Origin of the sequence: Bernardetia sp. Wsw4-3y2 (assembly GCF_037126295.1) — a bacterium.
Classification (GTDB): domain Bacteria; phylum Bacteroidota; class Bacteroidia; order Cytophagales; family Bernardetiaceae; genus Bernardetia.
In genome coordinates, this window is record NZ_CP147017.1 from 2706180 (window position 1) to 2728770 (window position 22591).

Annotated in this window: 16 protein-coding genes and 3 tRNA genes; 6 read left to right on the forward strand and 13 right to left on the reverse strand. The window is 31.7% G+C overall.

The window, feature by feature from the left end:
* Window positions 1–5: 5 nt before the first annotated feature.
* Both V9L05_RS11010 and V9L05_RS11015 read right to left on the reverse strand, forming a co-directional pair.
* Complete coding sequence (locus tag V9L05_RS11010) at window positions 6–779, reverse strand: DUF6048 family protein (RefSeq protein ID WP_338811942.1); 774 nt, start codon at window positions 777–779, stop codon at window positions 6–8.
* 84 nt (window positions 780–863) lie between these two features.
* Window positions 864–1391 carry a DUF6452 family protein gene (locus V9L05_RS11015; protein ID WP_338811943.1) on the reverse strand — a complete coding sequence of 176 codons (528 nt, stop codon included), beginning with the start codon at window positions 1389–1391 and terminating at the stop codon, window positions 864–866.
* Between the two features lie 464 nt (window positions 1392–1855).
* Here V9L05_RS11015 and V9L05_RS11020 point away from each other — a divergent pair, with 464 nt between their 5' ends.
* The gene (locus tag V9L05_RS11020) at window positions 1856–4312 is read left to right on the forward strand and encodes a polysaccharide biosynthesis tyrosine autokinase (protein ID WP_338811945.1); all 2457 of its coding nucleotides are present in this window, start codon (window positions 1856–1858) and stop codon (window positions 4310–4312) included.
* Between the two features lie 185 nt (window positions 4313–4497).
* Here V9L05_RS11020 and V9L05_RS11025 read toward each other — a convergent pair whose 3' ends face one another.
* The 7 genes from V9L05_RS11025 to V9L05_RS11055 all read right to left on the reverse strand — a co-directional run bounded on the left by V9L05_RS11025 (window position 4498) and on the right by V9L05_RS11055 (window position 9196).
* Window positions 4498–5052, reverse strand: a complete 555-nt coding sequence (locus V9L05_RS11025; RefSeq protein ID WP_338811947.1) for a hypothetical protein — start codon at window positions 5050–5052, stop codon at window positions 4498–4500.
* A 159-nt stretch (window positions 5053–5211) separates the two neighbouring features.
* Window positions 5212–6396 (reverse strand): elongation factor Tu, encoded by a 1185-nt coding sequence (tuf, locus tag V9L05_RS11030; RefSeq protein WP_338793188.1) that lies wholly within the window; start codon window positions 6394–6396, stop codon window positions 5212–5214.
* 94 nt (window positions 6397–6490) lie between these two features.
* A tRNA-Thr gene (locus tag V9L05_RS11035) sits at window positions 6491–6562 on the reverse strand.
* Window positions 6563–6724: 162 nt separating this feature from the next.
* Window positions 6725–6797: transfer RNA gene (locus V9L05_RS11040), tRNA-Gly, on the reverse strand.
* Between the two features lie 114 nt (window positions 6798–6911).
* Window positions 6912–6994, reverse strand: a tRNA-Tyr gene (locus V9L05_RS11045).
* Window positions 6995–7353: 359 nt separating this feature from the next.
* Window positions 7354–7722 (reverse strand): preprotein translocase subunit SecG, encoded by a 369-nt coding sequence (gene secG / locus V9L05_RS11050; RefSeq protein ID WP_338811948.1) that lies wholly within the window; start codon window positions 7720–7722, stop codon window positions 7354–7356.
* Window positions 7723–7903: 181 nt separating this feature from the next.
* Window positions 7904–9196, reverse strand: coding sequence for a DUF1343 domain-containing protein (locus V9L05_RS11055; protein WP_338811952.1), 1293 nt, complete (start codon window positions 9194–9196; stop codon window positions 7904–7906).
* A 261-nt stretch (window positions 9197–9457) separates the two neighbouring features.
* On the opposite strand from V9L05_RS11055, the gene V9L05_RS11060 reads away from it, so the two are divergent.
* Both V9L05_RS11060 and V9L05_RS11065 read left to right on the forward strand, forming a co-directional pair.
* On the forward strand, window positions 9458–10039 hold the full coding sequence (locus tag V9L05_RS11060; RefSeq protein WP_338811953.1) for a phage holin family protein: 582 nt from the start codon (window positions 9458–9460) through the stop codon (window positions 10037–10039).
* Between the two features lie 89 nt (window positions 10040–10128).
* A complete protein-coding gene (locus V9L05_RS11065; RefSeq protein ID WP_338811954.1) occupies window positions 10129–10566 on the forward strand; it encodes a hypothetical protein in 438 nt (145 codons plus the stop codon).
* Between the two features lie 31 nt (window positions 10567–10597).
* Here V9L05_RS11065 and V9L05_RS11070 read toward each other — a convergent pair whose 3' ends face one another.
* Window positions 10598–11566, reverse strand: coding sequence for a glycosyltransferase family 2 protein (locus V9L05_RS11070; protein WP_338793183.1), 969 nt, complete (start codon window positions 11564–11566; stop codon window positions 10598–10600).
* A 156-nt stretch (window positions 11567–11722) separates the two neighbouring features.
* On the opposite strand from V9L05_RS11070, the gene V9L05_RS11075 reads away from it, so the two are divergent.
* A complete protein-coding gene (locus tag V9L05_RS11075) occupies window positions 11723–12241 on the forward strand; it encodes a GNAT family N-acetyltransferase (RefSeq protein ID WP_338793182.1) in 519 nt (172 codons plus the stop codon).
* Between the two features lie 32 nt (window positions 12242–12273).
* On the opposite strand, the gene V9L05_RS11080 is transcribed toward V9L05_RS11075, so the two are convergent.
* From V9L05_RS11080 to V9L05_RS11090, 3 genes are all read right to left on the reverse strand, one after another.
* Window positions 12274–12828 carry a hypothetical protein gene (locus V9L05_RS11080; protein WP_338793181.1) on the reverse strand — a complete coding sequence of 185 codons (555 nt, stop codon included), beginning with the start codon at window positions 12826–12828 and terminating at the stop codon, window positions 12274–12276.
* 273 nt (window positions 12829–13101) lie between these two features.
* On the reverse strand, window positions 13102–13614 hold the full coding sequence (locus V9L05_RS11085) for an Lrp/AsnC family transcriptional regulator (protein ID WP_338793180.1): 513 nt from the start codon (window positions 13612–13614) through the stop codon (window positions 13102–13104).
* Window positions 13615–13815: 201 nt separating this feature from the next.
* Window positions 13816–15657, reverse strand: coding sequence for an ATP-binding protein (locus V9L05_RS11090; RefSeq protein WP_338793179.1), 1842 nt, complete (start codon window positions 15655–15657; stop codon window positions 13816–13818).
* 374 nt (window positions 15658–16031) lie between these two features.
* Between V9L05_RS11090 and purL the strand changes: the two genes are divergently transcribed.
* Window positions 16032–18260 (forward strand): phosphoribosylformylglycinamidine synthase subunit PurL, encoded by a 2229-nt coding sequence (gene purL, locus V9L05_RS11095; protein ID WP_338811955.1) that lies wholly within the window; start codon window positions 16032–16034, stop codon window positions 18258–18260.
* 788 nt (window positions 18261–19048) lie between these two features.
* Window positions 19049–22447, forward strand: coding sequence for a GEVED domain-containing protein (locus V9L05_RS11100; protein ID WP_338811956.1), 3399 nt, complete (start codon window positions 19049–19051; stop codon window positions 22445–22447).
* Window positions 22448–22591: the final 144 nt, after the last annotated feature.

Here is a 22591-nt window from a genome sequence, read left to right on the forward strand (position 1 = left end):
ACCTTTTAAAACTCATAACTCAAAAAGTAGCTAAAACCAAGATTTACAGGTTTATCATTTTGTCCAAAACCTGCAATGGTGGTTGGTTTGGCAAAGACATCACTTGGTTGATCTATTCGCATTCTGATTCTGAAAAGATAGCTCATATAAATATGCGATAAGAATCCTTTTCTTGCTAAATTAACTTTCAAACCTGCATTTATTTCTGCCCAGCTAAAACTCATATTGTCTTCTTTTATTTGTCTAGAATAACGAATACGGTCATTATCAACAACTTCCAAATCCCAATAACGGTCATCAATATCGTAATTTAGTTGATGCGAAAAATTAGCAAAACCATACTTTGCACCCAAAACAAGTGCTTCTCTATCCAAAAGACGATGTAAAACATTATATTCTATTCCTATTCTTCCGAAATAACCTGTATTTTTATACTCAAAAGAGTTTGGAATTTCTTTAAAAGACTGTGCATCGCCATATCCACCTTCCACTACTGCAAACCAAACATTATTTAATGTAACTTCTACATTTCCATTAAAACGTAAAATATTTGGATTGCGAGCATTATTGAGCATAGACCACATATCAACGCCTACACGAACCGAAATAGGCGTATAAACTACTGGAGGCTTTGGTTCTTTTTTCTTTTTTACAATTACTTGTGTCGTGTCGTTAGTAGTATTTAATTGTGCCAAAACCGTATTTATTCCAAAAAAAGAAATAAATAATAGTAGTGCAAAAATAGTCTGTAGTATGATTTTAAAAGGTCTTTTTTTCATTTTAATTGTATTGATTTTCAATTACCCAATTTTTTTAAAACTAAAATTTTGTATGAATTTTAGTTTATTAAAGTCTAAATAAAGTTATTCAATAATTTTTATATGAGGCAAAGGATTATCATTATTTACCTCTTTTAATTCTGCTCTCAACACTTCTACGTTACTAAAAGTATGATAAATTATTTCTAAATCATTAATTGCTTCATCATAACCACAATCTGGAGGCAAAACTTCTACATTTACTTTATAACTCATTGTTAATGTATCCTGAATGGTATCACGAACTGAATTTAGAGTAACATATTTATAAAAAACAAACATTGTTGTATCAGCACGACTAAAAATAGGTAGCTCAAAAATAGTCGCCGTTGTATCTTCCAAAGAATTAGGCATTTCTGTATTGGTACGAGTAAAAACACCTACAATTTTATTAAATGTCTTCTCGGTTGCTTTGTTATTAGCATCATAAAAAGAAACAGCAGCAAATTGTACATTATCACTTATAAAAGTACAGTTTTCACAACTAGAAAGCAGGAAAGGGAAACAAATAACGGCACTATATAGAAAACGTAACACGTACCTAGATAAATAGGTAGAACAAAAATTTAGCATAAAATCAAGTTTAAAATAATTTGTAGCCACAAAAGTAACAAAGAGTTTGCTAACTCACTCTAAAGAAGTTATCTAATTTTGAATTTTTATGGAAAATAAAGCAACTATATGTTTTATCGCTTTTAAGAAAGATATTTTTTTTAGTCTTTTTGTTTTCTATTAAACTATGTTTTTTTATCTTAGACTGTAATATTATTTCATATATTTTTATTTATTTCTAAATAATGAAAATTTTATTCGCAATTGAGAACGGCAGGCAGATAATTACTTTTCTTATTTTTTATAAAAAAAATGACTTTCAATAAAAAATGTTGTTTTGTCGGAATATATAAAATCTTTTTATGCAAAATTTAGTAGTATAATATTCCTGCTTCTGCCAAAAATGCGTATTTTTGCAAATACTTACTTTTGTAAAAAAGTATGAGTTATTAATCAAATGAATTTAAAGCAAATTTCTCTATAAATTGGATATTCAACAAGATGTAATCACTACCGCTATGAATGGTAGCCAAAGTAGTCAAGTACAAGGTAATCAGACAATGTTATCAAAAGCTGATGTCGATGCTTTTAGTCCCAAAAAAGTTATTTATACACTTTGGAAAAATAAATTTTTTATTGTGTTTTGTATTGGTTTAGCAAGTGCAATTGCTTGGTGGAAGACCTATTATGCTACTCCTGTTTATACGATAGGTGCATCTATTCAAGTAAAAGATAATAGAAAGTCATCTTCTCCAGTAGCATTACTATATTCACAAGATATGTTTGGAGGTAGCAAACGCTTATCCTCTGAAGTTAAATTTATACGCTCATACCCTTTCATAAGACGAGTTTGTGAAAAGATGGATATGCGTGTCTATTACTATCAAGAAGGCAATATTCGTACTACTGAAATTTATCCTGTCAGGTTCGCTCCATTTGAGGTAATAATAAATATTGAGGCAGATAGTAACTTGAGAGAACTTCCAAATTACAAGATAAAATTTAAAGATGATCAGACATTTTCACTCATAAATGCAGATGAAGAATGGGACAATGCACGCCAGTATAAATTTGGAGAAACTATATCTGAAAGTAGTACAACTTTTAAAATATTAAATAAAAATTTAACTAGTGGTACTGTTTATGGGTTTCATTTTACAAATCCGTCTTCCTTAGCGAGAGAATTTCTAGGACGTTTATCTGCTTATACAGAAGAAGATGCCTCGCTGATTCGTCTCAATGTAGTTTCTTCTGTACCTGAAAGAGCTAAAGATTTTATCACAACTATAATGCAAGAGTATATTGCTTATGGTTTAGAAGATAAAAATTTAGAGGCTGTTAGAACGATTGATTTTATAGATGAACAACTTTCTCAAATTAGAGATTCCTTATTTTTGATAGAAAATAAAATACAAAACTTCAAATCTAATAACAAATTTGTAGTAGGAGAAGATGCAATAGGTAGAAATTTAGAGCAATATTCTTCTTTAGAAGAAAAAAACAGAGAATTAATCCTAAAAGAAAAATATTTAGATTACTTGATAACTTATATAAAAGAAAACGATAATTATAAAGGTATCACAACACCTGCTGCAGTAGGTGTAGAGGATGGAATAGCATCATCCTTAATTGGAAGGTTAGTTGATTTACAAATACAAAGAGAAATTTTTTTAGAAAAAGGAAGTTCTAAAAATCCTTTTTTAGTAGAAATTAATATTGAAATAGATAAAATAAGGGAATCACTACTAGAACATCTTAATAATACAAAGTTGAATGATAAGATTGCATTTGAAGATATAAAAAGTAGACTCAATCTATTAGATAATCAAATGAATGCTTTACCTAGCGCAGAGCGTAAACTTCTAAATATAAATCGTCTTTATTCAATAAATGAAGAAATTTATATTTTGCTACTTAACAAACGTATGGAAGCTAGTATTGCTCAAGCTGCAGCTAGAGAAGATAGCCAAGTTCTAGAACCTCCATTTAATTATGGAGCAATTTCTCCTAATGCAAAACAAAACTATACAATTGCTATTTTATTAGGATTGCTTTTTCCAATAGGTTTTATTTATGTCCGTAATTACTTTAGAAGCACTATTGAAACCTTAGATGATGTAAAAGGTATTTCTAGTGTTCCTATTTTAGGAGTAGTAATGCATTCTAAAAAGAGAAAAAAAGAAAATAACACACCCCTTGTAAATGAACAGCCTAAGTCAGCACTTGCAGAGGCTTTTCGCTCTATTCGCTCAAATCTATTATTTTTGATTGGTCGTGTAGACAGAACAAGCACTCTAATGATTAGCTCATCTATATCAGGAGAAGGAAAATCTTTTTGTTCTGCAAATATCTCTATTTCACTAGCTTCAACAGGAAAACGCACAGTTTTAGTTGTTGCTGATATGAGAAAACCTCAGATGTACGTACCTATGCCTAATAATGAGTATAGTAAAGATGGACTGAGCACTTATCTGATAGGAAGCAAGAAATTAGACGAGGTTGTTCAAGCTACTTCTATTGAAAATTTAGATATAATTCATTCAGGAGCTGTTCCTCCTAATCCAGCAGAGCTTTTAATGGGAGTACCAATGGATGAGCTTATAAAAGAGTTGAAACAACAATATGATTATATTATAATAGATACACCTCCCTTAGGATTAGTAAGTGATGCCCTTATTTTAGGTAAATATGCAGATGCAACAGTATATATCGTACGTCAAGATAGAACTCCAATAGAAAAATTGAAAGGGTTACAACGTATTTACAGCGAAAAAATGTTGAAAAATGTAGGTATTATTTTCAATGATGTTAAGGCTCAATCTGTAGGAGTATATGGGTATGGTTCTTATGGTGGATACGGATATGGTGGATATGGATACTATGAAGTAAACGATGCTGATTTGCCTTGGTGGAAAAGAATGATAAATAAAGTGAAAAAATAAAAAAAGTCCATTGCATAAACTTATAAAAGAGTTAGCTGAGGTTTCTATTTTCAGCTTTATTAACTTTGTATCCTTTTAAGAAAATAGTTAATTCATAATCATTTTTGAAGCAATCATATTTTACTTTAAAAATTTATCTGAATCATTCCAATCTTTACACGAATATTTAGTTTATATTTAAGATTTTAATAGATTATAAATTCATTGTCTGAGTTACGAGTGATTCTAGGTTTAATTATCAAATTTCCTATAGTGCGAATAATTTTTGTGGAATCATTTTCTAATCCGTCCCAACGTAATAAAGTTGTAACTATATCAAAATTAGTTTTATGAATAATTCGTATATTATATTCATTCTTATCTAAATAACTATAACCAAATTCATTTAAGACTTCATTATACTCTTTTATGCCAATAGGTAGATTTTTTATAGAGTCTAAAAAGCTATCATAGTCATAACTCTTTGGAATGAGAATAGTATCTTCTGTATAATAAAATCCTTTTCCAATTACATCATTTATATCTTCTGTATAAATTTGATAATACATTTTTAGGCGTTTATCAGTTTTTGGGCGAAAATTAAGAAATCCACACATTCCACCAATCGTATCACATTCTGAAAGTTGACTTGTATCAATATCAAAAACACCATCAAAAGGATTGTAAGTAGGAGTTTGTTTGTAAAACATAATTCCAAAACAAAGAAGTAAAGCCAAACAGAGGCAAAATAATCGTTTCATAGTTTCAATTTATCAAAAAAACAGGAAAATCATTTTAAAAAGAGGGATTTAGTTAAAATTTAGGCATAAAAAAATGACATTACTTTCAAAAGAAAATAATGTCATTTTTAAATATATAATTTATTAATCGTTTTTTATTCAGAAGAATAAAAAGTTAGATTAAAGAATTTCAGTTACTTGACCTGCACCTACTGTACGTCCACCTTCACGGATAGCGAAGCGAAGACCTTTTTCCATTGCAATTGGTTTCAAAAGCTCAACAGTAATAGTGATGTTATCACCAGGCATAACCATTTCTACGTTTTCTGGAAGCTCAATAGCACCAGTTACGTCAGTTGTACGGAAGTAAAACTGTGGGTTATATCCTTTAAAGAATGGAGTATGACGTCCACCTTCTTCTTTTTTCAATACGTAAACTTCTGCTTTGAATTTAGTGTGAGTAGTTACAGAACCTGGTTTAGCGATTACCATACCACGTTTGATTTGCTCTTTATCAACACCACGCAAAAGAATACCAGCATTATCACCAGCTTCAGCAGCATCTAATAATTTACGGAACATCTCTACACCTGTAACAGTAGATTTAATTGGAGCTTCACCTAATCCTAAAATTTCAACTGGCTCACCTACTTTGATAGCACCACGCTCTACACGACCAGTAGCAACAGTACCACGACCAGTGATAGAGAATACGTCTTCTACAGGCATCAAGAATGGTTTGTCAGTAATACGAGGAGGCAATGGAATACCTTCATCAACTGCATTCATTAAAGCCATAACTGTATCTACCCATTTGCCTTCTCCGTTCAATGCACCAAGTGCAGAACCTTGAACAACAGAGATATTATCGCCATCAAAATCATAGAAACTTAAAAGATCACGGATTTCCATTTCTACAAGTTCTAATAATTCTTCATCATCTACCATATCCACTTTATTCATGAATACAACGATAGAAGGAACACCTACTTGGCGAGCCAAAAGGATGTGTTCACGAGTTTGAGGCATAGGGCCATCAGTAGCAGCTACTACAAGAATAGCTCCGTCCATTTGAGCAGCACCAGTAACCATGTTTTTAACATAATCGGCGTGACCTGGACAATCAACGTGAGCATAGTGACGGTTAGCCGTTTCGTACTCTACGTGAGAAGTGTTGATAGTGATACCACGCTCTTTTTCTTCAGGAGCGTTGTCAATTGAGTCAAAACTACGAGCAGCAGAGTGACCTGCGTCTGCCAATACTTTCGTAATTGCTGCAGTTAAAGTAGTTTTACCATGGTCAACGTGACCAATAGTTCCGATATTTACGTGAGGTTTCGCTCGGTTGAAGGTTTCCTTAGCCATCTTAACAAAGAATTTAAAATAGTATGAGAATAGTATGAAAAGGTAATTCTTAAATAAAACATAACCATATAATACATTGGTAGAGCCTTCGTAGAGCCAACGATGGGAATTGAACCCACGACCTCTTCCTTACCAAGGAAGCGCTCTACCCCTGAGCTACATCGGCTTATAGCATGATACAAACTTTCCATAATCTAGTCTCTTGCTTTATTTTTTAAAGGATTAGTCTAAAAATATAAAATAGAGATTAGTGAAAAGTTTGTGTCTAATTAGTGTTATCTAATGTTGCTATAAAAAATACCAATAGTTATGTATCAGATTATATTAGAGCGAGAGACGAGGCTCGAACCCGCGACCTACAGCTTGGAAGGCTGTCGCTCTACCAACTGAGCTACTCTCGCATATAAATTGAATTTTAAAATAAAATCTTAAAAATCAAAGTTTGGTTTTATTTGAAATAATACCATCTATTCCTAATGAATAAATATAAAATAATTTTTATGTAAAAATTATTGTGGGGGGAGCAGGATTCGAACCTGCGAAGAAATTAATCAACGGATTTACAGTCCGTCCCAGTTGGCCGCTTTGGTATCCCCCCAACTAGATTCGCTTAGATTTTAAGCTAAACAGTTTCTAAAATTTTCTTTAATTTAAAACTAAATTTTTGTGTTTAGTTTGTGTGTTAAAGCGAGTGCAAAAGTACAGACTTTATTTTTACAATCCAAATCTTTTGAGTAAATTTTTGAATTATTTTTAAAATTTCTTTTTAATCGCTTTAAAACTAGACTTTTACAGTTTTAATTAATTTGCTGTTTAATTTGGATAAATAAACATAGTAATTCGTATTTACTTTTTTTTGTTCCATTTTTAAATAAATTATTTGATAATAAATTTAATCTAAGAATGGAACAAATTAAGCATTAATATTTTTCAGTTCTAACCTTTCGTTAGCAATGATTATTTGTCTTCACTTTCTTCCTTACTTGGATCGGAAGGATTGGTAACATCGTTTTGCTCAAGTTGTGAACCACCTAATTGGCTAGGATCAACTTGTTCTTTTGCTTTTTCTACATTTGGACTAACATAATTTGGTGCTTCTGCATCAGTAAGTAGAGTTGCTCCAATACTTCCAACAAAAACAATAGCTATAAGTGTCCAAGTAATTTTTTCCATTATGTTAGTGGTATTTTTTGCTCCCATGATTTGGTTTGCGCCTGCGCCTCCAAATTCTTTAGAGATTCCACTACCTTTTGGCTCTTGTGCTAATACTACGACCATTAAAAGAATGGCAACAAATAGTACAATGCTAATTAAAACGTATAACATATATTTGTTTCTTATTTTGTCTCTTGAGTTTCAAATTTTGTTTAGTCAAAGTTCGTTTTTATCTCTGACTCTCAAATTATATGTTTCTGTTTTAAGAAAATATTTGAGAGCGCAAAGAAACTACTTTTTTAGGGATTATCAAAAAAAATAATGAAAATAGTTGAAATTTCATTTAAAAACTCTACTCAAAATCTTCATACAATAAATATTTTTTTCTCATTATTTTATAATTTTCTAAGTCTTTTTGCCATGTTGCTTTAATTTCTTTTTCTGTTAAGCCTTCTTTTATTTGAACTTGTAATTTATCGTTTCCTGCTAGTGTATTAAAATATGAATTGAAAAAAATATCTTTTTTATTTGCTAATTCCTTGTCTTTCATAGTCTGATAGAATTCTATTATTGGTTTTAAAGAAAAGTTGTTTTCTAATTTTTGAGTTTGGTACTTAATTCCATAACAAAGTTTGTTTTCCAAAGGAGGATATTTTGCACCTTCGTTTGGTTTTGGTGTAAAAGAAATAGTAGAGTTTTGTTTTGGAAAATTAGGATGTCCAACTGCTTCAAAAGGAAAGTCTGTTCCACGTCCTACACTCATTGTAGTTCCTTCAAAAAGGCACAAAGACGGGTAAAGTAGAATAGAGTTTTGAGTTGGAAGATTTGGAGAAGGTGCAATGGGCAAATTATATTTGTCTTTATGAGAATAGTTTTGACATGAGATGATTGTTAGATTTTCGCCTAATTGCACTTTAGCTTTTGCTTCATTTTCTAGCCATTTTTCGCCTTCTATCATTTGTGCAAGTTCGCCTATTGTAAGTCCATGAACAATCGGAATAGGGTGCATTCCTACAAAAGATTTATACTTGGATTCTCTGATAGAGCCATCTACATAAAAACCATTTGGATTTGGTCTGTCTAATATTATAATTTGTTTTTTATATTCGGCAGCAGCTTCCATACAATAGTGCATTGTACTTATATAGGTATAAAAACGTGCGCCTACATCTTGAATATCAAAAATTAAAACATCAATATTTTCTAATTGTTGTTTACTAGGCTTTTTATTTTTTCCGTACAATGAAATAATATCAATTCCTGTTTTGGTGTCTTTTCCATTTTTGATAGTTTCTCCTGCGCTTGCTGTTCCTCTAAAACCATGTTCGGGTGCGAAGATAGTTTGTATGTTTATGTCACTTTCTAATAAAAAATCTACTAAATGAAGAGAATCAGTTTCTGAATAAAGGACAGAAGTATGATTGACAATCATTCCGACACGTTTATTTTTAATTAAATTAAAATATTTTTCGGTTTGTGCAGCTCCTATAATGATTTGACTGATATTTATATCTTTTTCTGACTTAGTAGAATCTTGAAAAGTTGTTTCTGTGTTATTATTTTCTTTTGATATAGCTACTTTATTGTTGGAGCAAGAGAAAAGTAGGAAAGAGAATAAAAATAGATAAAAAATAATTGAATTCATTTTTTTTAATTTGATTTAGTAAATAGCTTGTTTTGTTAAGTATTTATTTAGAAATAGCTGTTATTTGAGGGTAATTTATTCAACAAATATAAAATGTCAAATTGCTCAAACTTTTTTGAAAAATGCGTGTTTGAAAACTAGTTATTGTTAAATCTTCAAAAATTGTTATTTTTAGCATTCAATTACAAAGATTTTTTTCTGCTGTATTTTTGATTTTTTTAATTTAAAGATTCCATTTTTTCAACTGAAACTTTTTACCTCGTGAACAAACAACAAATTATAGAACAAATTAAGGATTATTTCGGAATAAATGCACTTTCTGAACAAATACGAATTTATGTTACCCTACAATCTGAAAGTATCAAAACTTCTGTTGTAGATAGTGGAACAAAAGCAATTCATGGAGCTATAAAAGGAGCAGGGTTTGCTTTTTTGGGACTTTGTATTTTTCTGTTTCTTAATTTGATGCTTGGTTTTGGAATTAGTGAATGGTTTTTTAACTCTCGTTATTGGACAGGTTTTTCAATTCTTACAGGTTTTTATATCATTTTAGCCGTTATTTTTGCTTTTATGCAATCTATGATTCAGAAAAAAGTAGAAGATGGTGTGACAGATGGAATAAAAGGAACTCCTTTAGAACTCAAAACTATTCCTCAAATTTTGTATCCAAACTCTACTACTCGCAAGAATATTGAAAAAGGAATTATGAAAGAAGATGTTCGCCACGAAAAAGTAAAACCTGCAATTACGGAAGAAGAAGCTAAAAAAGCACTTATAGAACAAGTTAATGAAGAGACCGAACTACGTAACGAGCAAATTAAAAATCAAATAAAAGGAGAGTAAGTGAATGATAAATTATAAACTAATTCCTTAAAGTTTCATTTTTTAAACTTTTTTTTACTTAAACTCATTTTTCAAACTATTTTCATCTCATGAACAAACCTTTAGATTTACATAAAAAAGAATTGGAAGAAATGCAATTTGCTCAAAAAATTGCTTTAAAAGAACAAATTGAAGATACCAAAAATATAACAGGCAATGTAGCCAAACTAGCTCTTATTGGAGGAGCTTCGGCTTATGTAGGTATAAAACTTACAGGCTTTATTTTTGGTAAATTGACAGCTAAAAAGAAGAAAAATAGAGGCAATAATGAACCACAAATTGTGTATGTTCAAGCACCTCAAAATAACACTGCTCAAACAGATGTTTCTCCTAAATCATTTATGAAAGGCGTACAAGCATCTTTATTAGCAGCTTTGTTTCCTGTTGTGACAAGTTTTGCCAAAAAAGCAGGAATGAAAGCTGTTGAAACGTATTCTGAAGGATTATTTGAGAAATATAAGTATAAATTGAAAGATTTATTTAAATAGGTTTTATATCATTGGTGTGGATAAAATATATTTAAACTTCTTTGGAAATAATATAATCATTTCTTTCATTGGAATGAATGACTATCATTTCTGCAATAAAACCAGCTAAAAAAAGCTGTGTTCCGATGACAATAGCAAGAAGGGAAATATAAAAAAGAGGAGCATCAACTGGTTCACGACCATGAATTCCAAGTAATTTTTCTAGGAGCAACCAAAAGGCAATTCCAAATCCCATAAAAAAAGAAAGCAAACCGAATGTGCCAAAAAAGTGCATCGGTTTTTTCTTGAATCTTGTAATAAAAGTAACTGAAAGCAAGTCTAGAAGTCCATTGGTAAAACGTTCTAAACCAAACTTTGTACTTCCAAATTGCCTTGCTCGGTGTTCGACTACTTTTTCTCCAATTTTTGTAAATCCATTCCATTTTGCCAAAACAGGCAGATAACGGTGCATTTCTCCATAGACATTGAGCGTTCTGACTACTTCAACTTTGTAGGCTTTCAGTCCACAATTAAAATCATTTAATTTTATTCCTGAAAATGCACGAGTAGCAGCATTGAAAAGTTTTGTAGGAAGTGTTTTTGAAAGTGGGTCATGGCGTTTTTTCTTCCATCCTGAAATCAAATCATAGTTTTGATTTTTGATTAAATCATATAATTCTGGAATTTCGTCTGGACTATCTTGTAAGTCTGCATCCATTGTAATCACAACTTCTCCTTTTACAATCTTGAAACCTGCATCCAAGGCTGCCGATTTTCCATAATTTCTTGAAAAACAAATTGCTTTTACATTGTCATTTCTCTTTCCTAATTCTTCGATTACATTCCACGAATTATCTGTACTTCCATCATTAACAAAAATAATTTCATAAGAGAAGTTATTTTCTTTCATTACTTTGACAATCCAATCATGTAAAGGAGGAAGTGATTCATCTTCATTAAAAAGAGGAATAACAATTGAAATTTGTAAAGGATTATTTAAAAAAATTGAAGAATCAGACATATTTCTTGGTAGATTGAAAATAGATTAAGAGAAGTAAAATAATTCCTATATTTTTGTTTGACGATATTTGTCTAGGCAAATTTACATACTAAAATAGATAAACCGTCAATTTTATATTATTTTTATTCAGACTCAAAGTTTGACCTATTTTATATTATGAAAAAAACAACAATACGTAGGGCTACTGAAAAAGATGTTCCTCAAATTTTTGATTTGATTGTCGAACTAGCTATTTATGAAAGAGCAGAACACGAAGTTACTACAACACCTGAGCAAATGGCTATTGATGGATTTGGAGAAAATCCTTCTTATGGTGCAATTGTGGCAGAGCAAGGTACTACAATTGTAGGCTTTTCACTGTTTTATATTCGTTATTCTACTTGGAAAGGTCGTTGTCTGTATTTGGAAGATTTTTTAGTAAACGAACAATATAGAGGTGAAGGAATAGGCAAACTTCTTTTTGAAGCAACTATTTTGGAAGCCAAACGTCAAAATACCAATATGATGACTTGGCAGGTTTTGGATTGGAATACACCAGCTATCAAATTTTATGAGCAGTGGGAAGCTACTCTTGATGGAGAATGGATAAATGGAAAATTTTATCAAGACTACTTAGATAACTACAAAGTAAGGTTTCTAAATAAATTAGATCAAAATAAGGTCTTATTAGATTAAAAACAGTTAGTAATAGACTAAGTGTCAATATCTTATTTGCTTCCTCTAGCATTTGGAGTTTCATTTCTCGTAGGAGGGGGACTCATGTCCAAAGGACTTGGAAGTTCATTGAGACTTTCAGTAACTCCGAATCGTTTTAAAGATTCTTGATTATAGGCGACGGCTGCAAGTTCGGGTGTATCAAAAACACCTAAATAAATCCGTTCGCCTTGATCATAGATAATGGCTCTATATTTTTTACCATCTTTCGAAACACCTCTATAATTATTGGGAGTATGATTCGTTTGATGGCGACGAAGTTCTGACATAGTTGCCCATTCTAAATTCTCTATCTGACAATTTAGTTTATTTGAATCTAACATACGTACAAAAAGCCTTTTATCAGTATCTTGCTTTTTGATGAATGTATCTGCCAAAATTTTGTGCATATAAAGAGTCTGAATTTTGCCAAACTTCATTTGTTGAAGCACAGCATAACCAGCCGAGTGTAATCGCCAACCTTCATGAATTCCTTTTTTACGTAAGTATAAAAAACCTTGTCGACAAAGTTTTACTTTTTTATCAGAGTTGGTAAGATCAATATGCATGACAGAATAGAAATATTTTTAGTAAAATAACAGAATATCAAATTTTTAATAGAATTTTGATTCTTTTTTGCTTTTCAGACTAAACAAAGGCAACTAGTTGCGCAACAAAAATACAAAATTTAAAGCAAAATTAGGTAGCAAGTGTTAGTAAATAGTTATTAATACAGCATTTAATAAGCTATTAAACCAATACTTATTAATCATGACATAGTTGTTTTTATTACTATTCTGTCATTTTTTACTTATTAATAAGTTAAAATGCGAATACATTTTTTAGCTATTCTCAATATTTTTTATTAATGCTGGAGTTGCCTCTGGTATAGGAAGCGAATCACTATCTTTTATAGTATTCAAAATAACCATTGTTTGCATATTATCCACTTCTGGGATTTCACTAATTTTGTTCATTATCAAACTTTGATAGGAATCAATGTCTTTAGAAACTACCTTCAAAACATAATCACTAGAGCCTGTAACATAATGACATTCCACAATTTCGTCAATTTCTCTTACTTGTTTTACAAATCTTTCATTACTTGATTTATTGTGCTTGTTTAATTTTACACTGACAAATGTAGCTACTCCTAAACCCAATTTCTGAGCATCAAGGCGAGCATGATAACTTTGGATATAGCCAGCATTTTCTAATTTTTTGACACGTTCCAAAGTAGGCGCAGGTGAAAGGTTGATGTCTTTAGAAAGTTGAGCATTTGTAATTTTGGCGTTTTCTTGAAGAATTTCCAAAATCTGTTTATCAATTAGATCTATTTTATAATGAAGTGCCATAGCTAATATATCAGTTTATAAATTTGATGATACAATATAAATTAAAATGTAATAACGTATACAATGAGGTAAACGTTTTTATTGTAGTGCAAAATTATATAAAACTTTAATTAGATACTAACCAAATAAAAGAAGTTTTGAAACAAAATAACATTATATTATTTTGAATAGCTGTTTTTTAGGGCTTTCAAATACGTTATTTTATGTATCTAAGGGTAGCCAAAAGAAAAACGTACTTCCTTTACCTACTTGGCTTTCTACCCAAATTTCACCTTTGTGAGCTTCTATAAATTCTCTACAAATGGCAAGTCCCAAACCAGAACCTTTTTTATCTACTTGACCTTCAGAGTCAGGCACTTGAAAATATTTTTCAAATACTTTTAAATGATACATCTCACTAATTCCTTTTCCTTTATCATTTACTGAAAATATAACTCCTTTATTATCAGGATAGATGCTTAATTTTACTTCAGATTTCTGAGGAGCATATTGTATGGCATTAGTTAAGAAGTTGATAACAACCCATTTTATTTTATCAGTATCTGCGAAAAAAACAGGTAGATTTGGAGCAATGTCTGCTTCAACATTTAAGAATTTTTGTTCAGCAGCTACTTTTATAGCCTGTAATACATAATTTACTAAGTTATTAACTTCAATAGGTTGTAGATTTACTTTTATTTTACCAGATTCTATTTGAGATAATTGAAGAATTTCTCCAGTAAGTGCAAACAAACGTTCAGTAGCTTGTTCTATATCACCAATTAAATCGGCTTGGTCTTCATTTAGTTCTCCTAATCTTTTATCTCTCAATAATCCTAAGCTAAGTCGTGTGGCAGCTAAAGGGGTTTTGAGTTCGTGAGAAATGGTAGCTATAAAGTGTGTTTTTGCAGCATCCATTTCTGTAAACTTTGTAACGTTTTTGAGAAGAATAATGAGACCAGATAATTCGTCTGTTTCTGGAAGACTCATAACTTGTCTTGAGAAAAACAAATCTCGGTCTGCTGAAGGCACTTTAATTGTTTTTTCGGCAAATAATTGTCCTTTTTCTATATCCATTAAATCTACCATTACATGATAGAGAACATCATTATTGACAAGTAAATCAGGAATATAAATATCTACAGCCTCTTCAGAAGACATATCAAGCAAAATTTCAGCGACTTGATTAATAAAAATAATTTTGTTTTGTGCGCTTACACCAATAATTCCATCTTGAAGATGTTCAATAATGGTTTCTGTTCGTTTTTTCTCAATTAATAGTTTTTCTAAATTTAAGTTTTCAAACTCAGCTATTTTAATAGACATTTTATTGAAAGAGGTAGCTAATCGTGCAAACTCATCTGTAGAACCCACATGCAAACGCTTTGTATAATTTTTATTACTCATCTCTTCTAAAGCTAAGTAAAGTTCATTCAAAGGTTTTGTTAAATAAACAGGAAAGTAAAAAATAAATCCTACTGTAATCAGAACACAAAATCCTCCAATGATAGCCATATAGAGAAGAGCTTCTTCTGTACTTCTTTGTATAAAGTCATTTCTTTGAAGTATTTGATTTTGATTTATACGTCTTATTTCATTTATATTTTCTCTAACAGGAAGCATATAAGTTCTCAAATCGTCAAAGTAAAGATTCATGTTAGGAAGTTCAATGGTCGTATCTTCCAATATTTCATCAAAGCGAGAAACATACTTTATAAAATTTATATTTAAAGAATCTATATAAGCACTTGCTGTTTTGTCATTAGACTTTTGTTGTAAAGAATCTATATATTGAAGGACTTCTTTTTTTGACTGTCTATATTTGTCTTTGTCTACACCTAAATTTGAAAGATATTTAGATTGGATAGCTGGTAGTTCTTGATAACTATCTGTCAACATACGGACATAACGAACAGAACGATAATTTTCTTCAAGTAACTTATCAGATTCTCCTGCTAATTTGGTCAAATAAAAGACAGCCACTCCACTAATAAGAATAATAATTCCTAGTAAAAAAAGTAATCCAGTTGTTATACGTGTACGAAGAGATGATTTGAGTGCCATTTATTAAAACAGATAAGAAAAAATGTATCTGAAAATTGAGTAGTTAATTAGAATATTTTTTCAAAGTCAATTATAAATTCAATTACATTTATAGGTAATTCTATCAAATATACAATAAAAAGAAAGTGTTTTACAAAAAAAATATTTATGCTTCCTTCTTTTAAAAACGCATTGTATTACAAACTTGTTTTGAAAAATTCAAAATAACTGAAAGAATACCTAATTCAAATTATACTGTTTTTTATAATAACTTCTTCAGAATCCAAATTTGATTAGAATTAGGTTATTCAAACTCTCTAAAAATTGTTACTTTTGCATATTGATAAATAAACCAATTTGATACTCATTCGTTTTTACAACTTGTCAAAAATAATATGGAAATCACGACAACCGAAACAGCACAAAAACTTGGACTTACAGCAGAAGAATTTACCAAAATTGAAGAAATCTTAGGTAGAACTCCCAATTTTACCGAACTAAGTATTTTTTCGGTGATGTGGTCAGAGCATTGTTCTTACAAAAACTCTATCGTTTGGCTCAAAACACTTCCAAAAAAATCAGATAGAATGCTTGTAGAAGCAGGAGAAGAAAATGCTGGTTTGGTAGATATTGGAGATGGTTTGGCGTGTAGTTTCAAAATTGAATCACATAATCACCCTTCTGCTTTAGAGCCGTATCAAGGTGCTGCAACAGGAGTAGGAGGAATAAATAGAGATATTTTTACGATGGGAGCAAGACCTATTGCTCAACTAAATTCACTTCGTTTTGGTAATATTACTTCTCCAAAAACACAATGGCTCGTTCGTGGTGTTGTAAAAGGAATTGGAGATTATGGAAATGCCTTTGGAATTCCGACAGTAGGAGGAGAAGTTTATTTTGATGAGTGTTATAATGTAAATCCTTTAGTAAATGCCTTTTCGGCAGGAATTGTAGAAACAGATAAAATAGCTTCTGCTATTTCGTATGGAGTAGGAAATCCAGTTTATATTGTAGGTTCTGCCACAGGAAAAGATGGAATTCATGGGGCTTCATTTGCCTCAAAAGATATTTCAGATGATTCTATAAAAGATCTTCCAGCCGTACAGGTAGGTGACCCTTTCCAAGAAAAATTGCTTTTAGAAGCAACTTTAGAAGCCATTGCAACAGGTCATTTGATAGGAATTCAGGATATGGGAGCAGCAGGAATTACCTGTTCGACTTCCGAAATGAGCGCAAAAGGAGAACACGGAATGAAAATCTATTTAGATAAAGTTCCGACAAGACAAAAAAATATGCAGCCTTTTGAGATTTTACTTTCAGAATCACAAGAACGTATGCTTATTGTTATCAAAAAAGGAAAAGAAGCCGAATTGCAAGCTATTTTTGATAAATGGGATTTGAATTGCGCTCAAATTGGAGTAGTTACAGATTCAAAACGACTAGAATTCTATGTAAATGATGAATTAGTGGCTGATGTTCCTGCCGATGATTTGGTTTTGGGAGGTGGCGCACCAGTTTATCACAGAGAATATACAGAACCTGCTTATTTTAGTGAATTCCAACAGTTTCAAATTGATGAAATAGAAGAACCTGAAGACGAAAAACTTCCTGAAATTGCTAAATTTTTAATCGGTCATCCAAATATTGCTTCTCGTCGTTGGATTTCAGAACAGTACGATTCTATGGTCGGAACGGCAAATACATCTACAAATCAACCTTCTGATGCAGCCATTGTAAATGTAAAAGGAACAAATAAAAATATCGTTATTTCGGTAGATTGTAATTCTCGGTATGTAAATTCAGATCCAGAAAAAGGAACAATGATAGCTGTTTCGGAAGCTGCAAGAAATATTGTTTGTAGTGGTGGAGAACCTGTTGCGATTACAAACTGTTTGAATTTTGGAAATCCATATATTCCAGAAGTATATTGGCATTTTGTAGGAGCAATAAAAGGTATGAAAGCAGCCTGTGAAGTTTTCAAAACACCTGTAACAGGTGGAAATGTGAGTTTTTATAATCAATCTTCTGATGAAGGTCCTGTTTTTCCTACTCCAACAATCGGAATGTTGGGGCTTTTGGAAGATATTAATCTCAAAATGACACTTGATTTCAAAAATGAAGGCGATATTATTTATCAATTAGGAACATCAAGAAATGATATTTCTTCGTCGGAATATTTGTATTCGTACCATAAATACAAAGCCTCTCCTGCGCCTTTCCTAGATTTGAAAGAAGAATCAAGATTACAAAAAACGATTTTAGAACTTATCAAAAACAAACTTATTGTTTCTGCTCATGACGTTTCGGACGGTGGACTTTTCGTAACACTTACAGAATCAGCCATGGCAGCCAGTAAAAACTTAGGTTTTTCTGTCAAGACTACTTCTCATAAAGTACGTAAAGATGCTTTTTGGTTTGGAGAAAGTCAGAGTAGAGTTGTTGTTTCGGTTTCTAAAGAAAAACAAGAAGAGTTTGAAACACTACTCAAAACTAATAATGTAGACTTTTCAAATCTTGGAAGCGTAGTTGCTGAAAAAGTATGTCAAGTAGATGGAAATATTTGGCTTTCAGTAGATGATGCAAAAGAAGAATTTGAAGCTACTTTGCCGAAGTATTTGAATTAATTTTATTTTGTATAACAGACTTCCCAGTCTGTTGAATTACAAAGTAAAACAAAAAAGGATATAGAATTTTTTATGATTCTGTATCCTTTTTTTGTGGATTTTTATCTTTCTAACTAAAAAATAGAAGTTTTTTTTAGTTTATAGCTATATATAAACAAGGCACTTACTGAAAATCAATTTTTTGTTTAGGTTAAAGGTCTTGACACGTAGATAGTTAAGTATTGATTTTCTTAAACATACCCTAATATTTATCATTTTCATAATTTAGTTATAAATTCTGATAAATAGCACATTAAAGTAGTTTTTTTATTATTACCATCTTATTTAGCATTACTACAGCAATATTAAGTATTCTATTAAAGAATTCAATTTTATTAAATAATAAATTTTATCGTGTTCATTAAATCTGAGATATTAATATTATGCAAATTTTTATTTCGATATAAATCGGAAAATTATAAGAATAGGCTGAAAAAATAGCTTTATAGTTAATAAAATATCATTCAATTAATAGAAAACAATAATTTATAAAGATGCTTAAAAAATCAATCAAAAAATAATTATATTAATTTTAATAGAAGTAAAGAGATTTGTGTAATATTCTGTAAAAAATAGATTTTGTAGAATTAAATTTTAAAAAATGTTGGATTTAAAGTTTTTTATGTATATAATTGCAGCAAGTTAATATTTCATACACCAGTTAGACTGGATTGAAATACTGTTTCATTTAACATAAATTTAAAACAGACTTTAATTAAGCATTTTTACCCCTTTACAAAATTATTATTATGCAACTCAGAAAAAAATTAGGTTTAGCAACCTTGCTGGTAGGGCTTAGCTTTACAGCTTACGGACAAAATCAACAGGAAAAAGTCAAAATTCTTTCAGAAACAAATGTTACCAAATTAAAAGAAATTGCTGCAACCAAAACTAAACTTTATGAGCAGCGTAAAGCGCAAGCAATTATTTTTGCTAAAAAGAAAGGATTAAAAGTATTTCAAACATTGAAAGACGGAAGAGTAGCCGAATTGCAATTTATAGATAGATTTGGAAATCCAGTATATTATGTAACCTCTAGCAATCTAAATGCTGCCAAAACTACTCGTGCTGATAAAGTTTGGTCAGGAGGAAGTTTAGGTTTAAATTTGAACGGACAGGGAATGATTGTGGGAGAATGGGATGGTGGTCCTATACGTGCTACTCACCAAGAATTTGGAGGAAGAGTTACTCAAAAAGATGGTGTACCTTTTACCTCTGCCAATGGTAACAATGACCATGCTACACACGTAGCAGGTACAATGATGGCAGCTGGTGTAAATACAAATGCAAAAGGTATGGGACATCAGGCTACCCTTTGGGCGAACGAATGGAATAATGATGAGGCAGAAGCAACAAGCCAAGCAGCACAAGGATTAATTCTTTCAAATCACTCTTACGGATATGGAGCTCAATTTCTTTCTACCTATCAATTTGGGTATTATGATGAACAAGCTGCTACATGGGATGAAATTACTTACAACGCACCTTATTATCTCCCTGTAAAAGCAGCAGGTAATGATAGAGGAAGTTATAATACAAGTAAAGGTGGATATGATTTAGTAACTGGATTTGCTACTTCAAAAAATGCACTTGTGGTGGCAGCCGTTTCTGCTGTAACTAATTATACAGGAGCGAATAGTGTAAATATGTCAAGTTTTAGCTCTTGGGGACCAACAGATGATGGACGTATCAAACCAGATATTTCAGGTTGTGGTGTAAGCGTGTATTCTACGTCAAGTTCTGGAAATACATCATACAATACAAAATCAGGTACATCAATGGCAAGTCCTAATGTAACAGGAACACTATTGCTTATCCAACAACATTACAAAAACTTAAATAGTGGCAACTTTATGCGTTCTGCTACTTTGAGAGGTTTGGCTATTCATACAGCTGACGAAGCAGGTAGTGCAGATGGACCAGATTATCGTTTTGGTTGGGGATTATTAAATGCTGAAAAAGCTGTAAACCTTATTACAAGTAAAGGAACAAGTTCGGTAATCGATGAAAAAACATTAGCAAATAACGGAACATATACATTACAAGTAACTGCAACAAGTTCTGCTCCTTTAGAAGTTACTGTTTGTTGGACAGACCCTAAAGGTACACCAGTTTCGGGTAATCAAGTAGATAATGGAGCTGTTATGCTTGTAAACGACTTAGATGTGCGTGTAACAGGAGGGGGAAGTACAAGTTTTCCTTGGGTATTGAATCCAGCATCACCAAATAGTGCAGCTACAAAAGGCGATAACTTTAGAGATAATGTAGAAAAAGTATATATTGCTAATCCAGTAGCTGGACAAACTTATACAATTACAGTTTCGCATAAAGGTTCTTTACAATCAGGCGCACAGGCTTATTCATTAATTGTATCTGGAGTTGATTTAGGTGGAACAAACCCTACAACTTGTGCCGTTCCTAGTGGATTAAATTCATCAAATATTACTAATACAACAGCTACACTTAGCTGGAATGCAGTAAGTGGAGCAGCAAACTATGACGTTCGTTTTCGTCAGGCAGGAACAACTACTTGGACAAACTTAAACGGTAACACTTCTACTTCAAGAAATTTAACAGGACTTACAGCAGATACAAACTACGAATTCCAAGTTCGTACAAATTGTTCTGCTTCTTCAAGTGCATATTCTTCAAGTGCTACCTTTACTACAACTGGTGGTGTAGTAGTTCCAACATACTGTGTTTCAAAAGGAAATAATAGTTCTTACGAATGGATTGCAGGAGTACAAATTGGTTCTTTCAGCAACACGAGTGGAAATGATGGTGGTTATGCAGACAGAACTTCTACAACTGTAACCTTAGAACAAGGAAGTGCAAATGCTTTAACACTTACTCCTGGTTTTTCTGGAAGCACTTATAATGAATACTGGAAAATTTGGGTTGATTTCAATAAAGATGGGGATTTTGACGATGCAGGCGAACTAGTTTTTGATGCAGGTTCATTAAGTAATTCTGCTGTATCTGGTACATTGAATATTGCTTCAAATGCAGCTACTGGTACAACACGTATGAGAGTATCTATGAAATACAATGGTGCACAAACTGCGTGTGAAACTTTCACGTATGGCGAAGTTGAAGATTATACTGTAAATATTCCTAAAGGCTCAACACCTTCTTGTGGTCTTCCTACTGGTTTAGCTACTTCAGCAGTTACATCTAGCTCGTTTACAGCATCTTGGTCAGCAGTTAGTGGTGCAGCTTCTTATGATGTACGTGTACGCACTGGTGGAGGAAGCTGGTCTTCTTTTAATAGCACTTCTACTTCTCTTAATGTAACAGGAGCAGCAGCTTCTACAGCTTATGAAATTCAGGTACGTGCAAACTGTTCAGCTGTTAGTAGTGAATACTCTTCAAGTGTTTTTGTTACAACTTCTGCACCTCCAGCATTAAATTACTGTGTATCTAAAGGAAATAGTGTTTCTGATGAGTGGATTCAGCGTGTACGCTTAGGTTCTATTGATAACAACTCTGGTGCAAATGGTGGATATGCAGATTTTACAAACCTTTCTACTACACTAGCAAAAGGAAGTAGCTATACAATTACAATTAATCCTGCTTGGGCTAGTAGAACATATAGTGAAGCCTACGATGTATGGGTTGATTATAACCAAGATGGCGATTTTGACGATGCAGGAGAAGCTGTTTATACGCTTAGCCGTACAACAAGTACACAAGTAAGTGGTTCGTTTACAGTTCCTTCGTCTGCATTAGGTGGCGCAACTCGTATGCGTGTATCAATGAAGTATAATGCAAATTCTACTCCTTGTGAAACATTCTCTTATGGTGAAGTAGAAGATTATACAGTAGTAATTAACTCTGCTAATAAAGCAACCTTTAACAAAGCACAAGCTAGTTCGGTAACTACTCAGACTGATGTAGTTTCTGCAAGTGCAGATTTTGCTTTTGTTGCTTATCCAAATCCTGCAAGTTCTTTATTAAATGTTAAGTTAGGTTACTTTGGAGTTAATTCTGAATTAGTAGTATATAGTGTTACGGGTACAGAAATAATACGTGCTTCCCTTGATAAACAAAATACTACTCTTGATATTTCTAAACTTGCAAGAGGAATGTATATTTTGAGCGTAAATAATGGACGTGAAGTCGAAACAATCAAATTTATAAAAGAGTAAAATCTTAAATTTTATATAAACCAAAAAAGGCGATTCTATTTTGAATCGCCTTTTTTTTGAATAACACAATTAAAAGTTTTTGATTTGTGTGCTTTTTATATAATCTGTTTTGCTTATATTAGATTTGTGATTTTTAGTGTAAAA